This is a genomic window from Phenylobacterium sp., from assembly GCF_041919955.1.
GTDB lineage: Bacteria > Pseudomonadota > Alphaproteobacteria > Caulobacterales > Caulobacteraceae > Phenylobacterium.
In genome coordinates this window covers 49,540-71,623 of record NZ_JAYRSU010000013.1, presented here as the reverse complement: position 1 = coordinate 71,623, position 22,084 = coordinate 49,540, and the positions used below count along the sequence as shown (strand labels likewise).

19 protein-coding genes are annotated in these 22,084 nt (G+C 68.6%); 8 read left to right on the top strand and 11 right to left on the bottom strand.

Annotation, left to right across the window (positions count from 1 at the left end):
* Window positions 1-4: 4 nt before the first annotated feature.
* From ACE3T2_RS12500 to ACE3T2_RS12490, 3 genes are all read right to left on the bottom strand, one after another.
* Window positions 5-628, bottom strand: coding sequence for a TetR/AcrR family transcriptional regulator (locus tag ACE3T2_RS12500; protein ID WP_374657787.1), 624 nt, complete (start codon window positions 626-628; stop codon window positions 5-7).
* A 67-nt stretch (window positions 629-695) separates the two neighbouring features.
* Window positions 696-1,016, bottom strand: a complete 321-nt coding sequence (locus ACE3T2_RS12495; RefSeq protein ID WP_374657785.1) for a hypothetical protein — start codon at window positions 1,014-1,016, stop codon at window positions 696-698.
* Between the two features lie 176 nt (window positions 1,017-1,192).
* Window positions 1,193-3,139 (bottom strand): methyl-accepting chemotaxis protein, encoded by a 1,947-nt coding sequence (locus ACE3T2_RS12490; protein ID WP_374657783.1) that lies wholly within the window; start codon window positions 3,137-3,139, stop codon window positions 1,193-1,195.
* Between the two features lie 237 nt (window positions 3,140-3,376).
* On the opposite strand from ACE3T2_RS12490, the gene ACE3T2_RS12485 reads away from it, so the two are divergent.
* Window positions 3,377-3,685: a hypothetical protein gene (locus ACE3T2_RS12485; RefSeq protein WP_374657781.1), complete on the top strand. Its 309-nt coding sequence runs from the start codon at window positions 3,377-3,379 to the stop codon at window positions 3,683-3,685.
* Window positions 3,686-3,758: 73 nt separating this feature from the next.
* Here the strand turns inward: ACE3T2_RS12485 and ACE3T2_RS12480 are convergent, their stop codons facing one another.
* A complete protein-coding gene (locus ACE3T2_RS12480) occupies window positions 3,759-4,547 on the bottom strand; it encodes a DUF72 domain-containing protein (protein ID WP_374657779.1) in 789 nt (262 codons plus the stop codon).
* Window positions 4,548-4,579: 32 nt separating this feature from the next.
* On the bottom strand, window positions 4,580-6,229 hold the full coding sequence (locus ACE3T2_RS12475) for a M28 family metallopeptidase (protein ID WP_374657777.1): 1,650 nt from the start codon (window positions 6,227-6,229) through the stop codon (window positions 4,580-4,582).
* 292 nt (window positions 6,230-6,521) lie between these two features.
* Here ACE3T2_RS12475 and ACE3T2_RS12470 point away from each other — a divergent pair, with 292 nt between their 5' ends.
* The 3 genes from ACE3T2_RS12470 to ACE3T2_RS12460 are packed head-to-tail and all read left to right on the top strand — an operon-like array spanning window position 6,522 to window position 12,123.
* On the top strand, window positions 6,522-7,907 hold the full coding sequence (locus ACE3T2_RS12470; protein WP_374657775.1) for a TolC family protein: 1,386 nt from the start codon (window positions 6,522-6,524) through the stop codon (window positions 7,905-7,907).
* 2 nt (window positions 7,908-7,909) lie between these two features.
* A complete protein-coding gene (locus ACE3T2_RS12465) occupies window positions 7,910-8,989 on the top strand; it encodes an efflux RND transporter periplasmic adaptor subunit (RefSeq protein WP_374657773.1) in 1,080 nt (359 codons plus the stop codon).
* Complete coding sequence (locus ACE3T2_RS12460) at window positions 8,986-12,123, top strand: efflux RND transporter permease subunit (protein WP_374657771.1); 3,138 nt, start codon at window positions 8,986-8,988, stop codon at window positions 12,121-12,123. The genes ACE3T2_RS12465 and ACE3T2_RS12460 overlap by 4 nt, the downstream gene beginning before the upstream one ends.
* A gap of 25 nt (window positions 12,124-12,148) precedes the next feature.
* Here the strand turns inward: ACE3T2_RS12460 and ACE3T2_RS12455 are convergent, their stop codons facing one another.
* Window positions 12,149-13,129 carry a threonine/serine dehydratase gene (locus ACE3T2_RS12455; protein ID WP_374657769.1) on the bottom strand — a complete coding sequence of 327 codons (981 nt, stop codon included), beginning with the start codon at window positions 13,127-13,129 and terminating at the stop codon, window positions 12,149-12,151.
* A gap of 260 nt (window positions 13,130-13,389) precedes the next feature.
* Between ACE3T2_RS12455 and ACE3T2_RS12450 the strand changes: the two genes are divergently transcribed.
* Together ACE3T2_RS12450 and ACE3T2_RS12445 are read left to right on the top strand one after the other, a co-directional pair.
* Window positions 13,390-14,676: an adenylosuccinate synthase gene (locus tag ACE3T2_RS12450; protein WP_374657767.1), complete on the top strand. Its 1,287-nt coding sequence runs from the start codon at window positions 13,390-13,392 to the stop codon at window positions 14,674-14,676.
* Window positions 14,677-14,766: 90 nt separating this feature from the next.
* Complete coding sequence (locus ACE3T2_RS12445; protein WP_374657765.1) at window positions 14,767-15,582, top strand: PleD family two-component system response regulator; 816 nt, start codon at window positions 14,767-14,769, stop codon at window positions 15,580-15,582.
* A 66-nt stretch (window positions 15,583-15,648) separates the two neighbouring features.
* Here the strand turns inward: ACE3T2_RS12445 and rpoH are convergent, their stop codons facing one another.
* From rpoH to ACE3T2_RS12430, 3 genes are all read right to left on the bottom strand, one after another.
* Window positions 15,649-16,536, bottom strand: a complete 888-nt coding sequence (rpoH, locus tag ACE3T2_RS12440) for an RNA polymerase sigma factor RpoH (protein WP_374657763.1) — start codon at window positions 16,534-16,536, stop codon at window positions 15,649-15,651.
* A gap of 216 nt (window positions 16,537-16,752) precedes the next feature.
* Complete coding sequence (locus ACE3T2_RS12435; protein ID WP_374657896.1) at window positions 16,753-17,712, bottom strand: RluA family pseudouridine synthase; 960 nt, start codon at window positions 17,710-17,712, stop codon at window positions 16,753-16,755.
* A gap of 53 nt (window positions 17,713-17,765) precedes the next feature.
* A complete protein-coding gene (locus ACE3T2_RS12430) occupies window positions 17,766-18,680 on the bottom strand; it encodes a helix-turn-helix domain-containing protein (protein ID WP_374657761.1) in 915 nt (304 codons plus the stop codon).
* A 230-nt stretch (window positions 18,681-18,910) separates the two neighbouring features.
* Here ACE3T2_RS12430 and ACE3T2_RS12425 point away from each other — a divergent pair, with 230 nt between their 5' ends.
* Both ACE3T2_RS12425 and ACE3T2_RS12420 read left to right on the top strand, forming a co-directional pair.
* Window positions 18,911-19,111, top strand: coding sequence for a hypothetical protein (locus tag ACE3T2_RS12425; protein WP_374657759.1), 201 nt, complete (start codon window positions 18,911-18,913; stop codon window positions 19,109-19,111).
* Between the two features lie 278 nt (window positions 19,112-19,389).
* Entirely contained in the window at window positions 19,390-21,060 is a 1,671-nt protein-coding gene (locus tag ACE3T2_RS12420) for an alkaline phosphatase (protein ID WP_374657757.1), read from the top strand.
* Here the strand turns inward: ACE3T2_RS12420 and ACE3T2_RS12415 are convergent.
* Window positions 21,057-21,686: a LysE family translocator gene (locus ACE3T2_RS12415; protein WP_374657755.1), complete on the bottom strand. Its 630-nt coding sequence runs from the start codon at window positions 21,684-21,686 to the stop codon at window positions 21,057-21,059. The two genes, ACE3T2_RS12420 and ACE3T2_RS12415, sit on opposite strands and share 4 nt — an antisense overlap.
* A complete protein-coding gene (gene hisI / locus ACE3T2_RS12410; protein WP_374657753.1) occupies window positions 21,683-22,081 on the bottom strand; it encodes a phosphoribosyl-AMP cyclohydrolase in 399 nt (132 codons plus the stop codon). The genes ACE3T2_RS12415 and hisI overlap by 4 nt, the downstream gene beginning before the upstream one ends.
* Between the last annotated feature and the right edge of the window lie 3 nt (window positions 22,082-22,084).

Below are 22,084 nucleotides of genomic sequence, written 5' to 3'. Positions count from 1 at the left end.
TGGCCTAGCCCCCCGCCTTGGGCAGGCTCTTCAGGCCGCCCTGGATCATGGCGACCGCGAACTCGGTGGCGCCCTTGGTGTCGATGGGGCGGCGGGCGATCATCTTCTCGCCAACCTCGCGGGCGATGGCGATACAGGCGGCCGCCAGGTAATCGGGGTCGGCGGCCGGCGCCCCGCCGCGGGCGATCTCGTCGACGATGGCCTCGCGCACCTCGTTGAAGACCGCGGTCATCTCGGGCGTCTCGCCATGGACGTGGGGCTGCATCTCGCCCGGCGGCCGCTGGGCCAGCCAGCTCTTGTGAGCGTCGGCCAGGAACAGGAAATAGGCCTCGATGGCGGCGTGGACGAACTCTTCCCAGTTCGCCGACTGCGCGCGCTGGGCCTTCAGCAGCGGCGCGAACTGGCGCGCGCCCTCGCTGGCCAGGGCGACATACACCTCGTCCTTGGATTTGAAGTAGTTGTAGAACGTGCCTGCGGCCAGGCCGGTGCGGCGGATGATGTCGCGCACCGTCGCGGTCTCGTAGCCGAGCTCCCCGAACACCTCGCGGGCGGCGTCCAATATCGCCAGGCGATTGGCGACCTTGGTCTGCTCGCGCTTGCCGACGGGAAGATAGGCGACTTCTGACATTCTCTGACTCGAAAAGGTGACGCCCGTCATATTACGGCCATGCCGGGCGCGAAGCCAAACGATCTCGTCAGGGGCGTGGTGGAAGCGTGCTGATCACCTGTCGACGGCTGGGCGCGTCGCAGGCGTTGCGGCACTGCATCCAGTTGGGCGAGCAGTCTTCGGGCGCGTCGGTCGACAGGCAGAAATAGTAGCTGCTGGCGCAACTCGTGCGGCAGCGCTGGGCGTCGCCCGACGGCGTCAGGCTGACGATCGGAGAGAAGGGCGCGGCGGGCGCTGAAGACGGAGCCGCCGCCGTGGTGGGCGGCGTGGGGGGCTTGCGGCCCTGCTGCGCGCCGGCCGGGGCGGCGAGGCCCAGGGTCAGGATCAGCAGGAGCGGAAGGGCGCGCATGCCCGATGGTTGGCGCACGCCGCCTTAAGGTGCGGTTAACCATGATCGCTCGCGCCTCCCCGGGGCCGCGTTCCGGGAATTGCGCTGCCCTGACGCCGCGGAGGTCAAGCGCGCGGCGCAACGAAAAAGGGGCCGCCGACGGCGACCCCTTTCCGTTCCTGGACGTCTTGTAGCTCTTAGAACTCTTCCCAGCTGTCCTCTTCGGCCTGGGCGGCCGGGGCCAGGGCGGTCGCGCCGCGGGTCGCCAGCCGCTGTTGCGGGGCGGGGGCCGGCCGCGAGCGGCTCGGAGCCGCGCTGCGGGTCGCTGCGTGCTGAAGCCCGCCGCCGGTGACCTTGAAGCGGGCGACGAGACGGGCCAGTTCCTGGGCCTCGTCGGCCAGCACGCGGCTCGCGGCGGTCGACTGCTCGACCATGGCGGCGTTCTGCTGGGTGACCTGGTCCATCTGGTTGACGGCGGTGTTCACCTGGCCGAGGCCCAGGGCCTCTTCCTTCGCCGAGGCGGCGATCTCGCCGACCACGTTGGAGATCTCGCCCACCTGGCGGACGATCCGCTCCAGCGCCTTGCCGGTCTCGCCGACCAGATTCACGCCTTCGCTGACCTGAGCCGAAGAGGCGCTGATCAGGGTCTTGATCTCCTTGGCCGCTTCGGCCGAGCGCTGGGCCAGGGCCCGCACTTCCGAGGCGACGACCGCGAAACCCTTGCCGGCGTCGCCGGCCCGGGCCGCTTCCACCCCGGCGTTCAGCGCCAGGAGGTTGGTCTGGAAGGCGATCTCGTCGATCACTCCGATGATCTGGCTGATCTGCTTGGCCGAGGATTCGATCTGGCCCATGGCCTCGATCGCGCGGCTGACGACCAGGCCGCCTTCCTCCGCGTCGGTCTTGGCCGAGGCGACGGCCTCACGGCCGTGGCTGGCGCCTTCCGAGGTCTTGTTGACGGTGGCGGTGATCTCGTCGAGCGCGGCGGCGGTCTCTTCCAGGGTCGCGGCCTGATGCTCGGTGCGGCGCGACAGATCGTCGGCCGAGGTGCTGATCTCGCCCGCGCCCGACTGGATCGAGGCGGTGGCGCCGGCGATGGCGCTCATGGCTTCTTCCAGCTTGGCCGAGGCGGCGTTGAAGTCGTCGCGCAGCTTGCGATAATCGCCCGGGAATTCGCGTTCCAGGCGATAGGTCAGGTCGCCGGCGGCCAGGCTGTCGAGGCCCTCGGCCAGCGAGTTGACCACCATGGCCTGTTCCTCGGCGATGGCCGCGGCGGCTTCGGCGTTCTGGCGGCGGGTGATCTCGGCTGCGGCCTCGGTCTGCTCGTGCTCGACGCGCAGCTTTTCGAGGTGAAGCTGGTTGTCGCGGAAGATCGTCAGCGAAGAGACGATCGCGCCCAGCTCGTCCTTGCGGGCCAGCTTGTCCAGATCGATGGCGTTGTCGCCGCGGGCCAGGGCCTCGGTGGCGCCGGCGATCTGCTTGACGTCGCGGCGCAGCATCATGGTCAGGGCCCAGGCCAGGGCGCCGGCGATCAGCAGGGTGGCCAGGGCGGCGACGATGGTCACCATCTGGGCGGCGCTGGAGCGCTCCTCGCTGGCCTTCGCGTTGGCGTCGGTCAGGGCGTTGTTGGCCGCCACGATCTTGTTCAGCATGCCGGTCATGTTCGAGTATTCCTGCTCGAACGGGGCGGCGAAGCCGGCGGCGGTGCCGAAGTCGGTGGAGATCATCGCGGCGATCACGTCCAGCGCGTCGCGCGTGCCCTTCAAGGCCTTGATCAGGTCGTCGAAGGACTTCTTCTGCGAGGCCGGCGCCTTGGCGGCGATCGCCTGGACTTCCTTGGTGATGGCGTCCACCTCGGCCAGCATGGCCTGGCTATCGCCCTCGATCTTGTCGGTGTCGATCGAAGCGGCCTGGTGGGTCAACAGGAAGTAGAGTTGGCCGTGAACGGCGGTGATCCGCTCGGACACCTTCTGCAGACGCAGACTGTTGGGCAGATCCGTATGCACGACCTGCTTAAGGTCGTTGGCCTGGCCGCGTTGGATGATCACTGCGCCGCCTGCGGTCAGCGCCAGCATGACCAGTGCAAAAGCAGGCGCGAAGCCGATCTTCGCGATCAGCGGCAAGTCGACAAGCCGAAAGCGCTTCACCTAAATTTCCCCCGACTACGTATAGCCTTTCTGCCACCATGCCGGGAGGTTGCTAACCAATCGTCACTGAAAGTCCGGAAATTCCAGACTTCCCTCGTATAATAAATATAAAGTCACGATAATTGTGATGCGGCAGTTTACTTGGCGTTAACCAAATCAAATTCTGCGCCATCAGATTCTTTTAACCTGAATGCCCGATAGAGGAGTGCGTCCGTTAATCTAGAAAGGAGTGGGGCGATGAAAAATCTCATCAAGATCGGGGGCGGTCTTGCTCTCAGCCTGGCGTTCGCCGGCGCGACTTCCGCGGCCGATTTCCAGGAAAGCATGTCCAAGTGCCTGACCAAGCACGCCAACACCCGCGACGCCGCGGTGGTGATGCTCGAGTGCAACGCTGACGGCGGCAAGCTGTCGGGCTGCAAGGTCCTGGAAGACAGCAAGGCCGGCAAGGGCTTCGACAAGGCCGCCCTGTGCGTGGCCGACGCTCTGCCCATGGGTTCGAAGACCGGCGTCGTGAAGGTGCCGATGCGCTTCCCCGGCGGCGCGTAAGCCCGCAACCAAGAATTCGCATTCTTGCATCCAACGCCCCCGGTTCGCGCCGGGGGCGTTTTTGCGTTCCGGACTACTTGTTGACCCGCTTCAGCAGTTCCTGGGCGGCCGCCGGCGCCCGCACCTTCCCCTCGTGGATGAAGAAGACGAAGGTCTCGCGCGGGCCCTCCGCCGGGCCCGTGCGGTCGATGGGCGAAAGATCGCCGGGAACCTGGCCCCTCGAATACTGGCCGAAGCGTTCGGCCCAGAGGTCGAGGTCCTTGGGCGCATAGCCGGTCGGGATGTCGTCGGACCCCATCAGCAGGCGCGAATAGACGAAGTCGGCGGTGATGTCGCAGATCAGCGGGTAATGCTCGTTCTCCGACAGGCAGATCGCCACGTTGCGGTCGCGGCAGAGTTTCACGAAGGTCGGATCGACGAAGCTGGCGTTCCGCACCTCGACGCAGTGGCGCAGGGCCAGGCCGCCGTGCGACTTCGGCAGCAGATCGAGGAAGGCCCCGAAGTCGTCCGGGTCGAACTTCTTGGTCGGGGCGAACTGCCACAGGATCGGGCCGAGCCGGTCGCCCAGCTCGACGATGCCCTGGTTCAGGAACTTGTCGATGGACTCGCCCGCCTCGGCCAGCACGCGCCGGTTGGTGCAGAAGCGCGAGGCCTTCATGGCGAAGACGAAGCCGTCGGGCGTGGCCGCCGCCCACTTGGCGAAGGTCTGCGGCTTCTGGCTCGAATAGTAGGTCGAGTTGATCTCGATCGAGGTGAGATGACGCGAGGCGTAGGCCAGCTCGTCCTTCTGCTTGAGGTCGTCCGGGTAGAAAACCCCGCGCCAGGGCTCGAAGGTCCACCCTCCGATCCCGGAACGGATCAAGCCTGCCTGCGCCATCTCTTCCCTCGTGTGCTTTACTTCCTCTGGGCCGCGGTGGCGTCCCGGGTCTGCTTGAATTCCGAACCGGCCTTCCATTCCGGCCAGGTGGCCGAATTGGCGAGCTGGCGGCCCAGTTCGAACATCAGCTGGCCGTCCTGGGCCATACCTTCAAGGTTCCAGCTGGTGTCGAACTCGTCGGCCGGCTGGTGGTAGCGCTCTGCGGTGTAGACCTTGGCGAAGGCGTCGCCGGCCGCGCGGCCGCCGTTCACCAGATCGCGACCCGAACCGAACGAGATCGCGGGCACGCCGCGCTTGGCGAACGGGAAGTGGTCCGAACGGAAGAACGAGCCGGCTTCCGGGCGCGGATCGGGCGTGTAGTAGCGGCCCTTGGCCTTGCCCACGGCGATCAGCGCGTCCTGCAGCGTCGAGGCCGCGTCGCCCGAGGTGGTGAAGTCCTTGGCCGGGCCCGTCGGCGACAGCGCGTCCATGTTGATGTTCGCGACCGTGGTGGCGACGGGGTAGAGCGGGTTGGCTGCATAGTATTCCGAACCCAGCAGGCCCTTTTCCTCGGCGGTGACCGCCAGGAACACCACCGAACGCTCCGGCGCCGGGCCCTTGGCGAAGGCGCGGCCGATCTCGATCATGGTGGCGACGCCGTCGGCGTTGTCGACGGCGCCGTTGTAGATCTTGTCGCCCTTGGCGTCCGGCAGGCCGACGCCGATGTGGTCCCAGTGCGAAGAGTAGATGATGGTCTCGCCCGGCCGCTTGGCGCCCGGGACCATGCCGACGACGTTCTTCGAGACGATCTTCTGCACATCGACGGCGTAATCGGTCGAGAAGGTCACGCCCTTCAGCTCGACCGGCTTGAACTCGCGGCTCTGGGCCTGCGCCTTCAGCGCGTCGAAATCCAGGCCGGCCGCCTTGAACAGTTCGACGGTGTTGTCGCGCTGGATCCAGCCTTCGACCAGGGCGTGGGCGTCGCTGGGGTTCTTGCGGATGATGTCGAACTGGCTGTTGGTGTTCGAGTTCTTGACCGTCGCCCAGCCGTACGAGGCCGGAGCGGTCTCGTGGATCACCAGGAAGCCGACGGCGCCCTGACGCGCGGCTTCTTCGAACTTGTAGGTCCAGCGGCCATAATAGGTCATGGCCTTGCCGCCGAAGTCGCCCTTGCCGGTCTCGAAGTCGGGGTCGTTGACCAGCACCAGGGCAATCTTGCCCTTCAGGTCGGCGCCTTTGAAATCGTCCCAGTTGCGCTCGGGCGCCTTGACGCCATAGCCGACGAAGACGACCGGGGCGTCTTTGACGGTGACGCGCGCGGCCCCGTTCTGAGCCGGGCGCAGGGCGATCTGTTCGCCTTGGGTCCAGGTCTGCGCCTTGCCGGCGGCGGTGACGCTGACCGCGACCGGGCCCTTGTTCTCGAAGCGGGCCAGCGGCACGTCCTGGGTCCAGCTGCGCTGGCCGTCCACGAGATCTCCACCCGGCTTCAACCCGGCGGCTTTGTATTGCTCGGTAATGTAGGCGACGGTCTTGGTCTCGCCGGCGGTGGCCGGTCCGCGGCCTTCGTATTCGTCCGAGGCCAGAATCTTGACGTGCTCGGCGATCTTGGCGGGGTCGAGATCGGCGGCCAGGGCTGGCGCGGTGAAAACGGCCCAGACAGCGGCGCCAGCGAGGAGAAAGTGTTTCATAGATCACTCAAATGGGGCTGGAATTGCGCGGACCCTAGTGGTTGGCGAAGATGTGCGCCAGTGCTCTGCGGCCTGCGCGCCACAGCCCCGGTTCCACGTGCGATTGTCTCGTCTATGCAATCGACGTGAAACGCTGCGGCGACTAAGAACGATGAGGCCGATACCAATGGTTCGCGTCGCGCCTCCCCACGCCGGCGATACGGCGGGCGACTGCGTGAGCCGTAAAGACGAAGAGAACATGCGACCAGTCTCACTCGCGGCTAGATCCTTGGTCGGCCTGGCGTGTCTTGCCGTGTCCGCCTGCGCCTCGACGCGCGCGGCCGACACTCGCCTGCCGGCCGCCTACGAGGCGCCGACGCCCGCCACGCCTGCCGATCCGGCCGTCCTCGACGCCTGGTGGACCGCCTTCGGCGACCCCCAGCTTAACACGCTGGTCGACCAGGCCCTGGCCGCCAGCCCCGATGCGCGCACCGCCGCGGCCCGCCTGCGCGAAGCGCGCGCCACCCGGGCGGGCGCCCTGACCGCCTTCCTGCCCCAGGGCGCGGCCGTCGGCTCGGCCTCGGACACCAAGAAGAAGGTGATCGACGGGACGGCGATCTCGATCCCGGGCTTCTCGTCGGACGGCGACAGCAAGAACTATTCCGCCAATTTCGACGTCTCCTGGGAAATCGATCTCTTCGGCCGCCTGTGGGCGACGCGCCGGGCCGCCAACGCCGAGATGGCCGCCGCCCGCCTCGACTACGAGGCCGCTCGCGCCAGCCTGGCCGCCTCGGTCGCAGACGGCTATTTCCAGGCCCGCGGCCTGGCCATCCAGCTCGAGGACGCGCGGGCCACCGAGAAGATCCAGGCCGAGCTCTATCGGATCGTCAACATCCGCGCCCAGCGCGGTCTGGCCGCTTCGTCCGAGGCCGACCGCGTGGCCGGCGACCTGTCGGCCTCGCGCAGCAACGTCGCCCAGCTGGAAGCCGAGTTGCAGGCCCAGCGCCGCAACCTGCTGATCCTGGTCGGCCGCGCCGTCGAGCCCACGGCCAACCTGCCGGTCGACGCCAGCGTCGGAACCCCGCCGGAGCCGCCGGGCGTGGTGCCGGGCGAACTGCTGGCTCGCCGGCCGGACGTGCGCCGCGCCGAGGCGATGCTGGTTTCGGCCCTGGGCCGCCTCGACTACGCCAAGCTGGCCTTCTTCCCGACCTTCAAGCTGACGCCGGGCATCGGCCTGCAGAAGAGCGAGCAGCCGGGCTACTCGGCCACCACCCAGAACTGGACGATCGGCGCCAACGTCTCGGTGCCGGTGCTCGACATTCCGCGCCTGCTCTCCGAGGTGAAGGCCCAGGACGCCCGAACCGAGCAGGCGGCCATCGCCTATGAGAAGGCCGTGCAGACCGCCTATGGCGAGGCCGAGAATTCGCTGGTGCAGTTGGCCGCCGACCGCCGTCGCGTCCAACTGCTCGACGAGGGCGAGGCCCGCGCGGAGCGTGCGTACAAGGCTTCCCAGCGGGGCTATGTCGCCGGGCTGGTCGACCTGCAGACCACCCTCAACAACGAACAGGCCTGGCGCTCCGTCCGCAGCCAGGAGACCGCCGCCCAGGTGCAGGCCCTGCGCCGGGCGGTCCAGACCTACAAGGCGCTCGGCGGCGGATGGCCGCTGGCGTCCGCACCGACCAACAAAGAGGCCCGTTGAACGTGACGCGCAAGAAGACCTCTCTGGCCATCGTCGCCGGCCTGTCCTGCGCCCTGGCGCTATCGGCGTGCGGCAAGAAGGAACCGGCGAAGAAGGACCCGGCCGCCCAGGCGCGGGCTGTGTCCGTCGTGCGGCTGGAGCCTCGCGCGATCAGCGGCGCGCTGAGCGCCTCGGGCACGTTGCGCCCGCGTGAGGAGGCCGCCGTCGCCGCCGAGGTGACCGGCTTCCGCGTGCTGCGCGTCAACGCCGACGTCGGCGACACCGTCCGCGCCGGCCAGGTGCTGGTGCAGCTCGACCCCGCGCTGCTCGAAGCCCAGATCGCCCAGGCCGAGGCCCAGGCCGCCCAGGCGGACGACCAGGCCAAGCGCGTCGCCGACCTCGACGGCACGGGCGTCCTCGCCCAGGAACAGATCGCTCAACGCCGCTTCCAGGCCCAGGCCGCCCGCGCGAACCTGCGCGACCTCAAGACCCGGCTGGCCAAGCTCGCGGTCGCGGCGCCGGTCTCGGGCGTGATCCTCGAGCGCACCGTGCGGCCGGGCGATCTTTCGTCCGGCGGCGGCACGCCCTGGTTCCGCCTCGCCCGCGACGGGCGCATGGAGCTGGCCGCCGACATGGCCGAGGACGACCTCGCCCGCATCCGCGTCGGTCAGACCGCGACCGTCACCCTGCCCGGCGGCGGCCAGGTGCAAGGTACGGTTCGTATCGTCAGCCCGCAGATCGACACCCAGACCAAGCTCGGCCAGGTCCGCGTCCTGCTGCCGGTCCGCTCGGACATCCGCGCCGGCGGCTTCGCCCGCGCGATCTTCGCCGACGCCAGCGAGTCGGCGCTGGCCCTGCCCGAGACGGCGATCCGCTATGACGCCAACGGCGCTGCGGTCATGGTGGTCGGCGCCGACAACCGCGTGAAGCACGTCGCCGTCCAGACCGGCCAGCGCGGCTCGGGCCTCGTGCAGATCGTCAAGGGTCCGCCGGCCGGCGCCCGCGTGGTGCAGAACGCCGCCTCGTTCCTGCTGGACGGTGATCTGGTTAAGCCGGTCGAGGCCGCCGCGACGGCCGCCCAACCCGCCGCGAGGGCCAAATGAGCGACCATCAGGGCGGAGGCTCCGGCTTCCCGATCTCGGCCTGGGCGATCCGCAACCCGGTTCCGGTCGCGCTGCTGTTCATCGGCCTGCTGATCGCCGGCATGATCGCCTATTCGGGATTGGCGGTTAAGCAGTTCCCCAACATCCAGTTCCCGGTCGTCGCCGTCACGGTGACGCAGAGCGGCGCTGCCCCCGGGGAAATGGAAACCCAGATCACCCGGCCGGTGGAAGACGCCATGTCGGGCATCACCGGGGTCAAGAACATCCAGTCGGTGGTGACACAGGGTGTTTCGACCACGTCCATCCAGTTCGAGATGGGCGAGGATCTCCAGAAGAAGACCGACGAGGTTCGCGCCAAGACCGACCAGACGCGTCAGATCCTGCCGCGCGACATCGACGAACCGACCGTCACCCGGGTCGAGATCGACGACGCCTTCCCGATCATCACCTACGCGGTCGAAGCGCCGACCATGTCGGACGAGCAACTCTCCTGGTACGTGGACGACAAGATCGCCCGCGAGCTGCAGACCGTCAGCGGCGTCGCCCAGATTAGCCGGGTCGGCGGCGTCGCGCGCGAGATCAATGTCGTCATCGATCCTGACAAGCTGGCCGCCCGCGGCCTGACCGCGGCCGAGGTGAACAACGCCCTGATGGCCTTCCAGCAGGACGCCCCCGGCGGGCGCGTCCAGGTCGGGGGGCGCGAGCAGACCGTCCGCGTGCTCGGCTCGGCCGAGACCATCGCCCAGCTGCGAGCCATGACCATTTCCACCGGCGGCGGCGGGTTCGTGCGTCTGACCGACGTCGCCGATATCGGCGAGGGCTCGGCCGAGGCCCGCGGCTTCGCGCGCTTGAACAATCGACCGGTGGTTGGCTTCCAGGTCAGCAAGACCAAGGAATCGTCCGACGTCGACGTCGAGGACGGGGTGAACGCCAAGCTGGCCGAGATCGCCAAGGCCGATCCCAATGTCAAGTTCACCAAGATCTACGCCTCGGTCGACGAAACCCGCGCCAACTTCCGCGCCACCCAGCACGTGCTGCTCGAAGGCATGGTGCTGGCGGCCCTGGTGGTGCTGCTGTTCCTGCGCGACTGGCGGGCGACCGCTATCACCGTGCTGGCTATGCCGATCTCGCTGATCCCCACCTTCTTCGTGATGAAGATGGCCGGGTTCTCGCTGAACCTGGTGACGCTGCTGGCCTTGACCCTGGTGATCGGCATTCTGGTCGACGACGCCATCGTCGAGATCGAGAACATCGAAAAGCGGGTGGCCCGCGGCATGCGGCCCTTCCAGGCCGCGCTGGAGGGCGCCGACGCCATCGGCCTGGCGGTGGTGGCGACCACCTTCGCCATCGTCGTGGTGTTCACGCCGGTCAGCTTCATGCCGGGCATTCCCGGCCAGTTCTTCAAGGAATTTGGCCTTACCGTCTCGGTGGCGGTGTTGTTCTCGCTGCTGGTCGCCCGACTGGTGACCCCGCTGATGGCGGCCTACTTCCTCAAGCCGACCGTACATGAGCGGCCGGAAAAGCCGTTCGAGGGCTTCTATCCCAGCGCCCTGAAGTGGGCGCTGGAGCACCGGATCATCGCCTCCATCGCCGGGCTGCTGCTGTTTGTCTGCTCGGCGGCGATGATCGCCTTCCTGCCGAAGGGGTTCCAGCCGCCGGGCGACCCTGACTACGTCTACATCAACGTCCAGGGCCCGCCGGGTGCGACCATCGACGACATGGAGCGGGCGGTGCAGCAGGCGACCCGGGTCATGGTCGCCCAGCCGGAAGTCACCGGCGTGTTCAGCCAGGTCGGCTCGACCGTGGCGAACTTCGGTCCCGGCGGCGGGGGCGGCGGCAGCGACCTGCGCAACGGCACCATCACCGTATTGCTGCGCGGCGACCGCAAGGTCACGGGCAATCAGCTCAAGGATCGCGTCCGCGCTCAGATCGCCGCGGTGCCGGACGTGCGGCTCAACTTCCTGGACGGACAGGGCGCGGCGGGGTTCGAGCAGATCCTCACCGGTTCCGATCCCAAGGCCCTTGAACAGGCCAGCCTCGAGCTCGAACGCCAGATGCGGACCCTGAACGGGGTCACCGATCCGCGTCCGAAGAACCCGCCGATCGGTCCCGAACTGGTGATCCGGCCGAAGCCGGACGAGGCGGCGCGCCTCGGGGTCTCGGTCCAGGCGATCGCCCAGGCCGCGCGTGTCGCCACGGTCGGCGATATCGACGCCAACATCCCGAAGATGAACGAAGGCGAGCGGCGCATCCCGATCCGCATCCGCCTGCCGGAGTCGGCCCGCGCCGACATCGAGCAGGTCCGCCAGCTGCGCCTGCCGACCGCCTCGGGCGGGTCGACGACGCTGGGCGCCGTGGCCGACGTGGAGTTCCAGGCGGGTCCGGCGCGCATCGACCGCCTGAACCGTCAGCGCCAGATGACCGTCCAGGCCGAACTCGCCGACGGGGTGGAGCTGGGCGATGCGACCCAGATGGTCCACCAGCTGCCGATCATGAAGAAGCTGCCGGCCGGGGTCGCCCCCAGCGCCATCGGCGACGCCGAGGCCATGGCCGAGATGTTCGGCGGCTTCGTGGTGGCCTTCGCCACCGCGGTCTTCCTGATGTTCGCCGTTCTGGTGCTGCTGTTCCGCAGCTTCTTCAAGCCGATCGTCATCCTGGCGGCGCTGCCGCTGGCTGTGGGGGGCGCCTTCATCGGCCTCTTCATCTTCAACCTGTCGCTGTCGATTCCCTCGCTGATCGGCTTCCTGATGCTGATGGGCCTGGCGGCGAAGAACTCGATCCTGCTGGTTGAGTACGCCATCGAGCGCGAACGCGAGGGCATGCCCCAGCGCGAGGCCCTGATCGAAGCCTGCCGCGAGCGGGCCCGCCCGATCGTCATGACCACCGTGGCCATGGCCGCGGGCATGCTGCCGACGGCCTTCGCCCTGGAGAAGGGCGCCGAGTTCCGTCAGCCTATGGCGGTGGCGGTGATCGGCGGCCTCATCACTTCGACCCTGCTGTCGCTGGTGCTGGTGCCGGTGGTCTACGAGTTCGTCGATGACTTCGAGAACTGGCTGAAACCGAAGCTGGCCAAGCTCGTCACCCCACGCGAAGCGCCGGGGGCCGCGACCGCGACGCCTGAGGACCGGCTCTAGGGAAGGCTTGCGGCGGGGCGGGCCGTCAGGTCTCGCCCCGCAGGAGGGCCGCGAAGAGGTCGGGATCGACATTGCCGCCGGACAGCACCAGCCCGACCGGCCCCTCCGGCAGCGATGCGAACTTGCCGGCCAGCAGGGCGGCCAGGCCGACCGAGCCGCCGGGCTCGACCACCAGCTTCAGGACCGAGAAGGCGTAGCGTACGGCCTGGGCCACCTCGGCGTCGTCGACCGCGGCGATGTCGCTGACGTTCTTCTGGACGATGGGGAAGGTGATCACGCCTGGCGCCGGGCTTTCCAGCGCGTCGCACAGGGTGCGGAACGCGGGCTTCACGCCGATTCGCTCGCCGGCCCGCAGCGACTGCAGGGTGTCGTCGTAACCGGCCGGTTCGACGCCGAACACCTGGGTGGAGGGCGAGAGCGCCTTCACCGCCGTCGAGACGCCGGCGATCAGCCCGCCGCCGCCGATCGGGGTCAGCACGGCGGAGAGCTCTGCGCCGCGCGCCTTCGCCTGGCGCACCAGCTCCAGGCCCGCCGTACCCTGGCCGGCGATGACGTCCGGATCGTCGAAGGCGGGCACGATCACCGCCCCGCGCTCGGCGGCGAGACCCGCGGCGATCGCCTCGCGGCTCTCGGTCATGCGGTCGTAGAACCTGATCTCGGCGCCATAGCCGCGCGTGGCTTCCGCCTTCACCGCCGGGGCGTCGGACGGCATGACGATCAGGGCCGGCATGCCCAGCAGTCGCGCCGCCAGCGCCACGCCCTGCGCGTGATTGCCCGACGAGAAGGCGACCACTCCGCGGGTGCGTTCGTCGGCCGAGAGCTGGGACAGGCGGTTATAGGCGCCGCGGAATTTGAAGGCCCCGACCCGCTGCAAGGTCTCGGGCTTGATCAGCACGCGGCGGCCGAGGCGCTCGTTCAGGGCGGGGCTCTCGATCAGCGGCGTTTCGACCGCATGGCCGGCCAGTCGGGCGGCGGCGGCCTCGATGTCGGAAATCGTCACGCTCATGCTTGAGAACACCATCGGCGAGAGGGGCGGGGAGAGCCTTCCTACATAGGCCGAGCCGCGCCGCGCCGCGACCTCGCCGCGCCTGAACTTCTCGGCTGGGGGTTGACGCCGCCCCGCGCCGCTGGTTTACCCCCGGCGAAACGGAAAGCCGCCGCCTTCAGGCCGCGCCACCGCTTCCTACAATCGATCCAGTCCACCCGCCGAGAGCCTGTCGAAGGGCGTGGTCGGACCCGCTCGGCAGGCCGGGAGATCGTACCCAAATGGCTAATGTCACCGTGATCGGCGCCCAGTGGGGCGACGAGGGCAAGGGCAAGCTCGTCGACTGGCTGTCCAACCGCGCCGACGTCGTCGTGCGTTTCCAGGGCGGCCACAACGCCGGCCACACCCTGGTGGTCGGCGACCAGGTCTACAAGCTCAGCCTGCTGCCCTCGGGCGTCGTCCAGGGCAAGCTGTCGGTGGTCGGCAACGGGGTCGTCGTCGACCCGTGGCACCTGCTGGAAGAAATCGCCAAGATCGGCGCCCAGGGGATCGAGATCACCCCGGACCTGCTGGTGCTGGCCGACAACGCCGCCCTGATCCTGCCGCTGCACCGCGACCTGGACCAGGCGCGCGAGGCCGCCGCGGTCAACAAGATCGGCACCACTGGCCGCGGCATCGGCCCGGCCTATGAGGACAAGGTCGGGCGCCGCGCCATCCGCCTCGGCGACCTGGCCGACCGCGACGCCCTGGAAGCCAAGATCGACCGCCTGCTCGCCCACCACACCCCGCTTCGCCGCGGCCTGGGCCTGCCGGAATACGACGGCGCCGAGCTGCTGGCCGCGCTCGAGGAGATCGCGCCCAAGGTCCTGCCTTTCGCCCAGCCGGCCTGGCGTCTGCTGGACGGCATCGTGAAGTCGGGCAAGCGCGTGCTGTTCGAGGGCGCCCAGGGCGCGCTGCTGGACGTCGATCACGGCACCTATCCCTATGTGACCTCGTCCAACACCGTGGCCGGCCAGGCCGCGGCTGGTTCGGGCCTGGGGCCGAAGGGCACCGGCTTCGTGCTCGGCATCGTCAAGGCCTACACCACCCGCGTCGGCGAAGGCCCGTTCCCGACCGAGCTCAGCGACGAGATCGGCCAGCACCTGGGCACGGTGGGGCGGGAATTCGGCGTCGTCACCGGCCGTCCGCGCCGCTGCGGCTGGTTCGACGCGGCCCTGGTGCGCCAGTCGGTGGCCCTGAACGGCATCGACGGCATCGCGCTCACCAAGCTCGACGTGCTCGACGGCCTGCCGAAACTGAAGATCTGCACCGGCTACCGGCTGAACGGCGAGGTGCTCGACTACTTGCCCGCCGGCCTCAAGGCTCAGTCGGCGCTGGAGCCGGTTTATGAGGAGATGGACGGCTGGAGCGAAAGCACCGCCGGCGCCACCTCGTGGAAGGACCTGCCGGCCAATGCGGTGAAGTACGTCCGCCGCGTCGAGGAACTGATCGGCGCTCCGGCGGCCATGGTCTCGACCAGCCCGCAGCGCGACGACACCATCATGGTCCGCGATCCGTTCCAGGACTGATCGGCGACGAAAGGGCGACGGGCGGCGTAAGGCGTTCTTAAGGACGTCCGGTCCATGTTTGCGTGGAATCCGGAGTTCCGAGCGCCGCCCTTGTTCAACGAAGACCTGAAACAGATTCAGCGCATGACGCCGCTGATGCAGCGGGTCCTGATCGTCGATCCGGCCAACGCCAGCGCGCGCCTGCTGGCGGACCTGATGCGCAACATCGCCCCGGTGCAGATCTGGCATGCCCCCACCACCCGCAAGGGGTTGGAGGCGGCCCGTCAGGTCAATCCCCAGCTCATTTTCGTCGAACTGGCCGGGACCGAGGTCGACGGCGTCGAGTTCACCCGCCAGCTGCGCCGCTCCGACGCGGCCTGCCGCATGGCGCCGGTGATCATGGTGACCGCCACCGCGACCGCCGGCGCGATCATCGCCGCCCGCGACGCCGGGGTGCACGAATTCCTGCGCAAGCCCTACAACACCAAGGAGCTGCTGCGCCGGCTGGAAGCAGTGACCTTGCATCCGCGCGACTGGGTCGAGGCGGTGCAGTATGTCGGCCCCGACCGGCGGCGATTCAATTCCGGCGACTACAGCGGCCCGTTGAAGCGCCGCTCGGACGTCAGCGCCACGCCCGACGCCGAACGCATCCTCCAGGCCCTGAAGATCGTCCGCTCGGCGATTCCGGCGATCGCCACGGATCCGACCCAGGCGATGCGCGCCCTGCTGGCCCAGATGATCGAACTGCAGCGCGGGGCGGCGGTGACCAAGGACGCCAAGCTCGCGAGGCTGGCCACCGACTTCCAGCTCTATCTGGCGAACGTGGCCCAGGCGAAGACCTTCGACGCCGCTGAAATGGGCCGCCGCGCCCAGGGCCTGCTGGCCCTCCTGCCGCCGGACGATCCGGGCAAGGAACGGGCGGCCTAGCCCGTCGCGCAACGAAAAAGGCCCCGCAGGATGCTGCGGGGCCTTCGTTCGTTCTGATTACGCCGGTCAGGCTTCGATCAGGTTCTTCTCGCGCGCCGCGGCGGTGACCGCCTTCTGCAGCTTCTCGAACGCCCGCACCTCGATCTGGCGCACCCGCTCGCGGCTGACGCCGTATTCCGAGGCGAGATCCTCCAGGGTGGTCGGGTTATCCTTCAGCCGGCGTTCGGTCAGGATATGCCGCTCGCGGTCCGACAGCTCGCTCATGGCCGCTTCCATCAGCGTCATGCGCGCGCCGCGTTCCTGGTTCTCGGCGACGTAGGTTTCCTGGCTGACGGCGGTCTCGTCTTCCAGCCAGTCCTGCCACTCGCTCTCGCCGTCCACGCGCAGCGGCGCGTTCAGCGAGGCGTCGGGGCCCGACAGCCGGCGGTTCATCGAGACGACCTCTTCGTCCAGCACGCCCAGCTTGGTGGCGATCTGGCTGACCTGGTCGGGGCGCAGGTCCCCGTCCTGGAAGGCGCTGATCTGGCTCTTGGCCTTGCGCAGGTTGAAGAACAGCTTCTTCTGCGCAGCGGTGGTGCCCATCTTCACCAGGCTCCAGGACCGCAGGATGTACTCCTGGATCGAGGCGCGGATCCACCACATGGCGTAGGTCGCCAGGCGGAAGCCCTTGTCCGGCTCGAACTTCTTCACCGCCTGCATCAGGCCGACATTGCCCTCGGAGATCACTTCCCCGATCGGCAGGCCATAGCCGCGATAGCCCATGGCGATCTTGGCCACCAGGCGAAGGTGGCTGGTGACCAGCTTATGGGCGGCTTCCGAGTCTTCGTGTTCACGCCAGGCCTTGGCCAGCATGAATTCCTCGTCCTTGGCGAGCATCGGAAACTTGCGGATTTCAGTCAGATACCGGCTCAGTCCGCCTTCCGGCGACATCACGGCGAGCGCGTTGGCGGCCATGGACGTATCCCCTTTCTTACTTGGCGGACTTTCGGGTCGCAGCGCACCGGCGCGCGAACACGTCCGCCCCCTCCAATCCTTCAGATAGGTATTGGTTGCGGCTGACGTAAGGGCCTGGCTTGGGAGAAACCGACGGCCCAAAAGTCCGACTGCTCAACTCGGATATTTGTACAGACGGAAGTAGGCGCCTTCAAGGCGGCTTGGGCACAAGCTTTCTTACAAAGCTGTCAGGTTAGCTTGCAGTTGCGCCATATCGGCGGGCAGAGGGCTTTCGAACCGCAAAGCCTGGCCGGTCACGGGATGGATGAACCCCAGCACTGCGGCGTGCAGCGCCTGGCGCTTCAGCCCCGATGCGGCGAGGGCCTCACGCACCGGCGCGGCCGGCGGGCCCGAGCCATAGACAGGATCGCCCAGGCACGGCGTCCCCTTGGAGGCCATGTGTACGCGGATCTGGTGGGTTCGGCCGGTTTCCAGCGTGCACGAGACCCGCGCCGCCTGTGGCTTGTCGGCCGGGCCGAACACCTGCTCGGTCATATAGTGCGTGACCGCCTCGCGGCCACCGCTCTTCAGAACCGCCATCTTCTTGCGGTCGTGCGGCGAGCGGCCGAGCCGCGTCTCGATGGTCCCGCGGGCTGGATGCGGGGCGCCGCGGACCAGGGCCACATAGACGCGGTCGATGTCGTGGGTCGCAAACAGCTTCGACAGGCCCTGGTGGGCGGCGTCCGACTTGGCCGCCACCATCACCCCGGAGGTTTCCTTGTCGATCCGGTGCACGATGCCGGGCCGCGCTACCCCGCCGATGCCCGACAGGCTGGCGCCGCAATGGTGCAGCAGGGCGTTGACCAGGGTGCCGCTCTCGCTGCCCGGCGCCGGATGCACGGCCATGCCCGGCGCCTTGTCGACCACGATCAGGTCGTCGTCCTCGTAGAGGATCGACAGCGGGATGTCCTCTGCCTGCGGCTCGGCGGGCGCGGGGGGCGGCACCAGGATCTGATAGTCGCCGGCCTGGGCCTTGGCCGAAGCGTCGGACAGCGGGCGCCCCTCGCGGCTGATCAGCCCCTGGGCCAGCAGCGCCTGGATGCGTCCGCGGGAAAGGTCGGCGACCAGCTCGGCCAGGGTCTTGTCCAGCCGCCCGCCCGCGCCCTCCGGCGCCACAGTCACGATCCGCGCGGCCATGTCTCCTGCGGGGAGATCGGCGGCGAGGTCGTCGTCCTCGACGTCGCTTTCGCTCACCCTTGCAGATGTCCGCCCGAAGACAGGCCCTTCGACAGGCTGTTGGCCCAGCTGGAGAGCAGGAACAACTCGCCGGCCCCGGTCTCGGCGGCGGTGGGGCCGATATCGCGGATGAGGTGCTTGCGCATGGCCTCTGGCGCGCTCTCGGGCGTGGCGGCGGTGTCGAGCTTCAGCAACTCCTCGCAATGGGCGTCATCGGCCTCGCGATCGCCGGTCAGGTCGCCCAGCCGCTCCAGCACCACCGGATAGGACGAGGGGGTGCGCGCTGCGTTGAGCGCGGCGGCCAGGATCAGGCCGTCGAGCTGCACCGCCTTGTGCAGCGACACTCCGTTGAAGATCAGGAACACCGGAGTCTGGCCGACGGTGTCGAACAGGATGGCGAACAGCTGGCCCTCGATCGGCATCATCCAGCCGTCGAACAGCAGGCCCGAGCCGCCCATCTTGAAGTTGAGCAGCCCGTCGGGACCGCGGCGGATCATGCCGTAGTCGTGGAAGATCTCGCCGGGCATGGCGATGGACGGGCGGGTGCTGCGCCAGAAGCCTTCATAGGTGGCCGCCCGACGTTCGGTCATCATCCGCACCAGGTCCATGCCCGGCAGCGGCAGTCCGCCGTGAGCCGCGCCGTTCACCGGCTGCTCGACCACCCGGGTGACCGCCGGCTCGACTCCAAAGACATGCGCCAGGCTCGCCAGGTCTCGGTCCCAGTCCAGCATTGTGAACCCGGTGCGCCGCTGGGCGACCAGCTTGGTGAGGTTTTCCAGGTTGTGCGCCGAGGGGGTCACGGCGCCGGACGCCCAGCGCCCGACCAACGACTTGTCCACGCCAAGGTCGGCCGCCAGCCGTCCGCGGCTCATCGAGAGCGCCTTCAGGACCAAGTCCAGCTTCTCTGAGAAGGGGGTGGCCAGATGCATGGTGGTCTGATGATCCCACAGCCGCCCCGAAATGCAACCGGGCATGCAACGGTTGCGCGATGAAATGCAACGGTTGCATGCGGTAGCGCAAGGGTTGCGTCCCTGGCCTGCAACGGTTGCGCAGGCCGTCGACAGCCGCTGCAACTGCGCGCCGAACGTTGTTCTCCGTAAACAAACTCTCAACAAGAAGAACGCGCCGGCGCTCCCCCGCCGACGGAGGAAACGAAGCCATGAAATACCTCACGCTCGGATTCTCGATCGCCTCGTTCCTCGCCGCGGGCGCCATCGCCCTGGCGACCTCGGCCCGCGCCGATCTGGGGGTCATGCGTCCGTCCGGGCCGGCGGCCTGCAAGTTCGCGAGTAGTCAGGGCTGCGCCTCGGCCAACGGGTCTGGACGCGGTTCTGCGGTGATCCGACCGTCCCCACGATAAAGGATCACCATGACCGGGAGGCGGCCCCTGGATAGCTCGCCGCCTCCCGCGTCGGACCGGCGCCCGCTCTCTCTCGGCGCGCCGCTCCGCACGTCCATCCCGGCGGGGGCTGGGACCAGAAGGGTCTGGGGGACCTTGCCGCCGCCTGAGCTCGGAACCGGGCTGCGGCAGGTTCCAGCCTCCACCGGGATGGGCGGGCGGACGCCTGGACATCGGACCGTCATGCAATTCCTCTAGGAGCAGACCCGATCATCGAGTCCGCTCAGGGGGAAATCCGCATGCAGATCAATCGACGCCGGGCGCTGGCCCTGCTGGGCCTCGGCGCGGCCGCGCCCACCGCCGCTCAGGCCGCCGCGCGCTACGTCGGCGAGGTCGCCTTCAAGCATGGCGTCGCCTCGGGCGATCCGCTGGCCGACCGCGTCATCCTCTGGACCCGCATCACTCCGGCCGATCCGACCGCGGGCGAGATCGCCTATACCTGGACCCTGAACCCGATCGACCGCCGCGCCGGCGGCGCCAAGTCCGGCCAGGGCGTCACCGGGCCGGACCGCGACTGGACAGTGAAGGTCGACGTCGCCGGCCTCGACGCCGCCCGCGCCTACAGCTTCGAGTTCAAGGCCAATGGCGCGACCTCGCCGATGGGCCGCACAGCCACCCTGCCCAAGGGGCCGACCAAGGACGTCGTCCTGGCCGTGGCCTCGTGCAGCCTCTACCCGAACGGCTATTTCAACGCCTACGAGGCGATCGCCAAGCTGCCCCGCGTCGACGCGGTGCTGCACCTGGGCGACTACATCTACGAATACGGCGGCGCCGGGACCTACGGCATGGACTCGGCGGTGGCGGCCGAGCGCCCGCACGATCCGCCGCGCGAGATCCTGTCGCTGGCCGACTATCGGGTCCGCCACGCCCAGTACAAGTCCGACCCCCAGCTCCAGGCCGCCCATGCCCGCGCGCCCTGGATCGTCGTCTGGGACGATCACGAGACCGCCAACGACAGCTATTCGACCGGCGCCCAGAACCACCAGCCGCAGACCGAGGGCGATTGGAACGAGCGCAAGGCGCGCGCGATCAAGGCCTATTACGAATGGATGCCGATCCGCGAGCCGGCCGACGGCGGGGCCGCGATCAACCGGTCCTTCTCGTTCGGCGACCTGATGAGCCTGTTCATGCTGGAGACGCGCCTGACCGCCCGCGACCAGCAGCTGCGCTATGACCGCGACCTGCCGGAGGGCGCCGACCAGGCGGCGGTTGACGCTTTCCGCGTGAAGCTGACCGATCCCGGCCGCAAGATGATGGGGCAGGTCCAGGAGGCCTGGCTCGCCGAGGGGCTCAAGCGCTCGGCCGCCGCCGGCCAGGTGTGGCAGGTGCTGGGCAATGAGGTGCTGATGGCCAACATCCCGGTCGCCAGCCTGAAGACGGCGTTTGGCGAGGCCCGCACCGCCGAGATCCTGGCCAAGGAGTCCGAGTCCGCCCGCAAGCGTCTCGGCCAGATCGAGCGCCTCGCCGCCCTCGACCTGCCCTATGGCCTGGACATGTGGGACGGCTACCCCGCCGACCGCGAGCGGGTCTATGACGCGATCAAGGCTTCCGGCGGCCACGCCATCGTGTTGGCCGGCGACAGCCACGCCTTCTGGGCCAACGAGCTGCACGACAAGGGGGCGCGCCGCGTCGCCGTCGAGTTCGGCACGACCGGCGTCACCAGTCCGGGCGGCGGCGACACGGTGAAGAGCTTCTCGCTGGGCGACCTCTACGCCCAGTCGGCGAAGGAGGTGGTCTTCTGCGATCAGGCCGCCAAGGGCTTCGTGCTGCTGACCCTGTCGCGGGAGGAGGCGAAGGCCGAGCTGATGGCGGTTTCGACCATCGTTTCGAGGACTTTTGAGACCCGGGTCCTCAAGACCTTCCGTGTGAAGCCGGAGGCGGCGGGCGTCTCGGCGCTGATCGAGGCCTAGGCCTTTTCCAGCGCCAGGCGGGCGGCGAAGGCGACGAAGACGCCGCCCGTCAGGCGATCCAGCCAGGTCACCACCGCGGGGCGCTTCAGCGTCCGCGCGATCGGGGCCATGGCCGCGATCAGCAGGGCGAACCAGATCATGCCGATGCTCGCGTGCACCGCCGCCAGCAGGAACAGGAACGGCCCGGCCGGCACGCCCTGCGCCATGAACTGCGGAAGAAACGAGACGTAGAACACCCCGATCTTCGGGTTCAGCAGGTTGGTCGTCAGGCCCCGGCGCATCCAGGCGAAGTCGTCGCCGATGGGCGCGCCTTCGACCGCTTCCATGTCGAAGGTCTTGCGGGGCCTGGAGATCAGCCCGATCCCCAGCCACAGCAGATAGGCCGCGCCGGCCCACTTCAGCAGGGTGAAGGCCAGGTGCGAAGCCGCCAGCAGCGCCCCCAGCCCGACGGCGGCGGCTGCGCCCCAGACCAGGCAGCCGATCGCGATTCCGAGCCCCGCAAGCGTCGCCCGCTTGGACCCCTCGACGGCCGCGGCGCGCAGCACCAGCGCGGTGTCCAGGCCCGGCAGCACGGTCAGCACCGCTGCGGCGGCGGTGAAGCCGAGCAGGGCCTCGGCCGGGCTCACGGGCGTTCCACCAGCGCGCCGTCCTCGATCACGCGGTAGAAGCACGAGCGGAAGCCGACGTGGCAGGCGCCGCCGTCGCCCTGGGGCAGGACCTTCAGCCAGATGCAATCCTGGTCGCAGTCGATCCGCATCTCGACGATCTTCTGGATTTGCCCGCTGGTCGCCCCCTTGTGCCAGATCTCATTGCGGGAGCGGCTGAAATACACCGCCTCGCCCAGCTCCAGAGTACGGGCCAAGGCCTCGGCGTTCATATGGGCGAACATCAGCACCTCGCCGGTCTCAGCGTGGGTCGCGACGACGGCGACCAGGCCGTTTGCGTCGAACCGGGGGCTCAGGATCTCGCCGCGTTCGAGCGCGGCCTTGTCGGGGGCGGTGGGAAAGCTCGCTTGGGTCATGGC